Genomic DNA, 4,808 nt, shown 5'->3' on the forward strand with positions numbered 1-4,808 from the left:
GCCGGTAACCGGCAGCGTCACCCGCCAATATCGCCACGTCCTCCGGGGCATCGATACCCTGGCGCCCGAGCAGGTCGACCAGCACCTGTCGCTTGTGCTCGCGCTGCCCCGCAACACTCAGATGCTGCAGGTCGCATCCTCCACAACGAGTGGCGTACACGCAGGGCGGTTCCACCCGGTTCGCGGCATCGCTGAGTCGCTCGCGGACATGCGCTTCGTCGTAGCGCTTGCGCTGGCGGTGTATCGCCACCTCGACGCGCTCTCCCGGCAGTGCGGCGTCGACGAATACCGTCTTGCCTTCACCGTCGCGCGCGACGCCGCGCCCGTCATGGGCCAGCCGCTCGACCGTCAGCGTGCCCGCGTCCACGGACGCCGCGGTGGCGGGTCGCGATGCCTGGCGTTCCCGGCGCACGGCCGGCGTCCGCCTTTTCCCCAGCATCGCCATGGTCAGGATTCCGGAGCGTAGAGGCCGGTGGAGAGATAGCGGTCGCCGCGATCGCAGACGATGAACACGATGACGGCATTGTCGACCTGCTCGGCGACCCGCAATGCACCCGCCAGCGCGCCACCGGAGGAGACGCCGGCGAGAATGCCCTCTTCCCGTGCCAGGCGACGCATGTGCTCCTCGGCCTCCTGCTGGTCGATGTCGAGCACGCTGTCCACCCGCTGCGGATCGAAGATGTCGGGGAGATAGGCTTCCGGCCAGCGTCGAATGCCAGCGATGCTGGCACCATCGGCCGGCTGCAGGCCGACGATCTGGATCGAGGGGTTGCGCTCCTTCAGATAGCGCGAGGTTCCCATAATGGTGCCGGTGGTGCCCATGGCGCTGACGAAGTGCGTGATACGCCCGGCGGTCTGCTCCCACAACTCGGGGCCCGTGGTGCGGTAGTGCGCCAGGGGGTTGTCGGGATTGGCGAACTGGTTGAGCGGCTTGCCCTCGCCCCGGGCGATCATCTCGTCTGCCAGGTCGCGTGCGCCCTCCATGCCCGCCTCCTTGCTGACGCCGATCAGTCTGGCACCGTAGGCCGCCATGGCCTGCTTGCGCTCGCTCGAGGCATTGTCGGGCATGATCAGGACCATCTGGTAACCCATCACCGCCGCCGCCATGGCCAGGGCGATGCCGGTATTGCCGGAGGTCGCCTCGATCAGCGTGTCGCCGGGAGAGATGTCGCCGCGGGCCTCCGCCTCGCGAAGCATGGACAGCGCCGGACGATCCTTGACCGACCCCGCGGGATTGTTGCCTTCCAGCTTGGCCAGAATCGTGTTGTCGCGCCCGGCGGAAATGCGAGCGAGTCTGACCAGCGGCGTGTTGCCGACGGTCTGCGCAAGCGTGGGGAATGCCATAGTGAATGTCCTAGAGCCAGAGCCTGAACGTTTTCGGTCCCTGCCGCCTCGAGACGATCAGCCGAAAACCGATGATAGAGAGTGACTACAGTATATCGAAGCCAGCGGGGGACATGACAGCGCTCGACCACCCGATCCGGCCTTCGCTACGCTGGTGATGCCGTGAGACGATGCCGAAGACATTTTTTACACCAGGGTCGACTGAGGTTACGGCAGACACTACGGTTTTGACCGTATTCGCCGATAGAATCGATTGGGAACGCAAAAGGCTCGGGTAACTCATGGCTTCACGCTGGCTGATCATTCTATCGCTGCTGTTGTCGGCGCTACTGCTCGGGATCACCGGGTGGCATGCGTGGGACTGGCATCGAGCCAGCGACGAGATGCTCTCCCGGCGGCTGAAAAGCATCAATCGCGTCTTCACGCCTTCACTGGCCGAAGCGGCGCAGGATGAAGACATGGCGCGAGTTCATCGGCTGCTGGTGCGCCTGACCGACGATCCGGCGATCGTCAACGCCACCCTGCGAGACGACAGCGGCGCCACACGGGACTTCACCGGGTCCGCGCCGCCCCCGCCACTTACGACGCTTCCGGCGACCTTGGCAACCTGGGACCAGGGCGGCTCGCAGCGCTGGGTGCAGCCACTGGGCGACTTCCTGGCACTGCAGTCGCCCCGTCGTTACTGGCTGGACCTGACCCTCGACCCCTCGAGAGCCAGCACCTATTCGCAAAGCGCCCTCCCCGCCCTGATGCCACTGCTGTCGCTGCTGCTGCTGATTCCCGCGGCTCTCGCCTGGCGACACTCACGGCGCGCCGGGAGGAAGCCCGACAGCCTGCCGGAGCAGGCGGCTCCCGCCGGCCACTCCGTCAACCTCTCCGAGGCCGGTCCGGACAGCGACCTCACCTACATGAGTCATGAACTGCGCGCGCCACTCTCCGGCCTGCTCGGTTTTTGTCGCCTGCTGGAGAACACGCCCCTCGATGCCCAGCAGCGCGAGTGGCTGCGTCACATTCACCTGGCGTCCAATGGCCTCCTGGATACCGTCGACCATGTGCTGGGGGACTCCCGCCGCTGTCGGACGAACAACGTGTTCGATATCGCCGAGGTGCTGTGGGAAGTCCTCTGCCTCCAGACCCCGCTGGCACAGTCCAAGCGAATTACCCTGCTGGCGATCGTCTACGACGATGTCCCGCCCCGCCTCATCGGCGCCGACGTCGCCGTGCGCCAGTTGCTGACCAACCTGGTCAACAACGCCATCAAGTACGGCGGCGAAGGCGACGTCGTCACGCGCATCGTGCTGGAGAGCCGGGAAGGCAGCGCCGTCCGGCTCCGACTGAGCGTGAGCGACGGAGGCAACGCCACACCCGCCCACCGTGAACGGCTGCGCCGCCTGGTCGAGCAAGGTGCGACTCGCTCCGTCAACGCCGAGGACGGCGTCGGTATCGCCATCTGCCATCGTCTGGCGGCGGAGATGGACGGCTCTCTCGCGCTGGGCGAGCGCCGGGCCGGGAGTCAGACGATCGTTTCCCGCCTCGGGTTCGAGGCCTGCGAACCCTACGTTCGTCCGGCGGAGTTCGACCTCGGGGGAGCCGGGATCGGCGTATGGCAGCCCCACACCCGTCTCGCCCATCTGCTGGATTACGCCCTCAAGCGCTGGCACGCGCTGCCGAGTACCATGGCCACGGCGGATTCGCTGACGTCGGCGGATGACACGAGTCAGCTCCTCATCATCGGCATCGACGACGAAGCGCTCTCCCCCGACACCCACGACCTCTGGCAGCGCCGATTCGACGCCATTTCCCAGCCCTGCCTGGTGGTCGCCAACGTGGCACCGACGCGGGCGCTGGCCTGGCGCCTCCCTCAGGGCAGCGTCGTGCTGAGGCAGCCGATGTCCCGCTATATGCTGGGCCGCACCCTGGCCAAGATGCTTGCGGAATGTCGTCAGCGAACACTGCCTGCCCGCCCCCGAGTGCTGGTCGTCGACGACGACGAGGTCTCTCAGCACTACCTTGACGCGGTCCTGCCCATCATTGGCGCCAAGGCCCTGGTGGCCGGCACCGCGGCAGAGGCCATCGCCATCGCCTCGGAAACACCGGTCGACCTGGTTCTGATGGATCTGCATCTGCCGGACGCCAGCGGCTTCGAGACGACGAGTCGACTGCGACGACTGGGCGCGGATTGGGCGCACAAGCCCGTCATTGCCATGACGGCGGGACCGGACAATCATGACACCGGGGTGGCGGGCAGCGAGGCCAACGAAGTACTGGCCAAGCCGTTGGACGAGCGCCTGCTCAGGGAACTGCTGGCGAAATACCTGCCCATCGCCGAATCGCCGACCGCTGACCGGCAGCCGGAAACGGCGATGGCCGACCGGGAGAGCGCGGTGGAAGAAGCCGGTTTACCCGCCCCGAACCCGCTGTCCCATGCCGGCGACCTGCCGGTCGTCGACAAGGCCCAGGCCCGGGAACGCAGCGGCGGTCGCGAAGCGCTCGTCACGGAGATGATGACATTGCTGATCGCGGAGTTGCCGAGACACCGCCGGGAACTGAATGCGGCATGGCAACAGCGTGATGTCGCCCTGCTTCGAGAGAGAGTCCATCAGCTCGGGGGCGGCTGTCGCTACTGCGGCGTACCGCAACTCGCGGCGGCGTGCGAGGAGCTGGAGCGACGCTGTCGCCACGCCGACATCGACGAGTGCGACGAGGCGTTTCGTGAGCTGATAGCCGCCTGCGATCGCCTGATCCTCTGGGCCGACGACCAGGCGATCACCGACATCCACTGACAGGTCTACCCGTGGTCGTGGTCGTGGTCGTGGTCGTGGTCGTGGTCGTGGTCAAAGGATTCGATCTGAGCGATCAGCCCGGACTCCTGGCCCGCGACCATCAGCCGCTTCATTTCCCCCACGGCTTCCTTGAGCCCGACGAACAGCGCGCGGGCGATGATCGCGTGGCCGATATTGAGCTCGTGAACGCCGGGGATCGCCGCGATCGCCTCGACGTTGTGGTAGTGAAGTCCATGCCCGGCATTCACCACCAGACCCAGTTCGCTCGCGAACTCCGCCGCCGCCGCCAATCGCTCGTACTCGAGCCGCCGTGAAGCGCCCGTCGCCTCCGCGTACGCGCCGGTGTGCAACTCGATCACCGGCGCGCCCGCCTCGAACGCAGCCTGAATCTGCGCGGGCTCGGGATCGATGAACAGCGATACCTGGCAACCCGCCGCCCCGAGTCGCTCGCAAGCGCCGGCGACCGCATCACGGCCTGCCATCTCGTCCAGCCCGCCCTCGGTCGTCAACTCTTCCCGCTTTTCCGGCACCAGGCAGACATCCGCCGGCTTCAGCCGCTCGGCGAGGGCGATCATCTCCTCGGTCACCGCCATCTCCAGGTTCATGCGCGTATTGAGCACGGCCGCGATCAGTTCGACGTCCCGCTCCTGGATATGCCGTCTGTCCTCGCGCAGATGCAGG

4 protein-coding genes are annotated in these 4,808 nt (G+C 66.7%); 1 reads left to right on the forward strand and 3 read right to left on the reverse strand.

The genetic code is table 11. The annotated features are described in order from the left end of the window. Positions 1–445, reverse strand: a 445-nt coding sequence (locus AC3AYF_RS18275) for a TRAM domain-containing protein (protein WP_487780145.1), incomplete at its 3' end; no start/stop codon positions are given. Between the two features lie 2 nt (positions 446–447). Continuing rightward, a complete protein-coding gene (gene cysM, locus AC3AYF_RS18280) occupies positions 448–1,344 on the reverse strand; it encodes a cysteine synthase CysM (protein ID WP_487780146.1) in 897 nt (298 codons plus the stop codon). Between the two features lie 281 nt (positions 1,345–1,625). Between cysM and AC3AYF_RS18285 the strand changes: the two genes are divergently transcribed. Further along, positions 1,626–4,127, forward strand: a complete 2,502-nt coding sequence (locus AC3AYF_RS18285) for a response regulator (RefSeq protein WP_295041182.1) — start codon at positions 1,626–1,628, stop codon at positions 4,125–4,127. A gap of 5 nt (positions 4,128–4,132) precedes the next feature. Here the strand turns inward: AC3AYF_RS18285 and AC3AYF_RS18290 are convergent, their stop codons facing one another. After that, complete coding sequence (locus AC3AYF_RS18290) at positions 4,133–4,807, reverse strand: pyridoxine 5'-phosphate synthase (RefSeq protein ID WP_295041183.1); 675 nt, start codon at positions 4,805–4,807, stop codon at positions 4,133–4,135. Position 4,808 lies beyond the last annotated feature (1 nt).

The sequence above is a fragment of the Salinicola sp. genome (assembly GCF_982684285.1).